The organism is Marinilabilia rubra (assembly GCF_003121985.1).
Classification (GTDB): domain Bacteria; phylum Bacteroidota; class Bacteroidia; order Bacteroidales; family Marinilabiliaceae; genus Marinilabilia; species Marinilabilia rubra.
Genome location: NZ_QEWP01000047.1, coordinates 1 through 2,033, shown reverse-complemented (window position 1 = coordinate 2,033; position 2,033 = coordinate 1). Strand labels below are relative to the sequence as shown.

Here is a 2,033-nt window from a genome sequence, read left to right as displayed (position 1 = left end):
AATCGAGTAGACTGCCGCTAGGCCATTAGCCTAGCGGAGAGCCTCTCACACCACCGTACGTACGGGTCTCGTATACGGCGGTTCCTTAAACCATGGGAAACAGTTGATTCATTTCCGTATTTTTGGAAATCGTTTTAAACATTGTAGCTAAAGGAATGTATCCCCGCTTTATTAGACGCGCTTTGGTGATGGTGGTTCCCAATATCGGGCTCTGGGCAATAGCCCAACCTCCCATCCTGCTGCGGCTCCATGCATAGGCATCTCGTGGTGGAACTCCTAAGCGGATCAGGTTCTTCCGTTTCCGTTCAAGCTTTTTCCAGTGGTGCCAGATACAGTACCTTAGTCGGTTGCGCAACCAGCCGTCCAGTTCTGTCAATTTCCCCTTGATGTTGGCATATTTGAATGCATTTAGCCAGCCTCGCTGGATTTCATGCAGTTTCTTTATGCGTTCATCAAAGCTCATTGGCGTGGTTTTACGAGTTACCTCCTTCAGTTTTGCTTTTAAAGACTTCCATCTTTTACGGTTTACAACCAACTGGTATTTGCCTTTGACTCCTTTTTGATAAATGGCGACAAAGCCATAACCCAGAATCTGGAAATGAATTGGTCGCCGTATGCCACTTTTATCCCGGTTAATGGGAAGTTTCAACTTGTCACGTAGATAAATGTACACCTGGTTGCCTGCTCGTTTTGCTTCCGATTTTGTTTTGCAATAGATGCTGAAATCATCTGCATAGCGGACAAAGCGAAGCCCTAAACGCTCCATCTCTGTGTCCAGTTCATGTAACATGATATTGGACAATAGCGGACTTATCGGGCTTCCTTGTGGCACGCCTATTCGACGTTTTATGAGTTTCCCGTCTTTTTCAAGAGGAGCTCTCAGCCAACGCCGAATCAGGCACATCGTGGTTTTACATTTTATCTTTCGATAAAGCAATTGCAACAGCAGCACATGGTCTACCATGTCGAAGAACTGTTTAAGGTCAATCTCAACTATATGTTGATAGCCGGAATTGATGTAGTGAAGCGATTTACTTACGGCTTGCTGGGTATTCCGCAGAGGGCGGAATCCATAGCTATAGGTCGAAAACGCTTGTTCGTAACGGGGCATAATCACACGCAAAACAGCCTGTTGCAGCATCCGGTCTATGGCTGTTGGTATCCCGAGTAGGCGCATTTTTCCACTTCCTTTGGGGATTTCCTTGCCTCGAATCGGTTGTGCATGGTAGTTTCTAGTGCGAACTTGTTCTGTCAGGGTTGAGCGATGTTCATGTAGGTAAGCTTCCAATTCACTTACTTTCATGCCATCTACTCCCCCGGCTCCTTTGTTACGAACTACTTCCCTGCAGGCCATTGATAAATTGGCGGGTTGCAGGATTTTCTCAATCAGTGCTTCTTCCATTTCTTCTTTTCTGTTTCCGGTTACGCTTTCGACGGGCTGATAAGCTTTTAACTTAGACCTCCCGGGCAAATTTGTAACGATTTAAAGTTCCGTCCTTCGGTGTTCACTTCTTGTGTCGGGAAACCCGGCTAATACAGTTCGCTCGTACGCCGCAATATTCCTTCCGGTTAATACCGTGAATCGGTAGCATCCTCACCTACTATGACTTCTGCTGACTGCTCCACATGTCCAGCTCGTGGACGTGGAGCTATCCCCTGGTAAGAGCTTTATCCTTTAGTCTATTCCTGTCGCATCTACATAACTGTCCTTTGGGTGTTCTTTGGGCTTTACAATGATGTGCTTGCTTACCCGAACTGTTATGCCTCATATACGCCTTACAGGATATGCTAGTCCTGTAATACCTGTCCGTCAGTACAGACTTTTGCCGGTTGGCTTCCTTCACTGCCTACCTCACGGTAGACCAGCTTGCCACTTGCTAATGCTTCGAGGCGTCACCCTCGCGCATAAGGGACTTACACCCTCTGGATAAAATCACCCCGCACTTTATGGTTCCTTGAAAAAGATTTGTATTTTTAATCTTTTTCAAGAACTTCCAGTGTGGGTGCGCTGCTGCTCATGCAGGGCACACACA

General features: G+C 46.7%; 1 protein-coding gene. It reads right to left on the bottom strand.

The window, feature by feature from the left end; all coding sequences use genetic code 11:
- Positions 1-85: 85 nt before the first annotated feature.
- A complete protein-coding gene (gene ltrA, locus DDZ16_RS20505; RefSeq protein ID WP_232526832.1) occupies positions 86-1,471 on the bottom strand; it encodes a group II intron reverse transcriptase/maturase in 1,386 nt (461 codons plus the stop codon).
- Between the last annotated feature and the right edge of the window lie 562 nt (positions 1,472-2,033).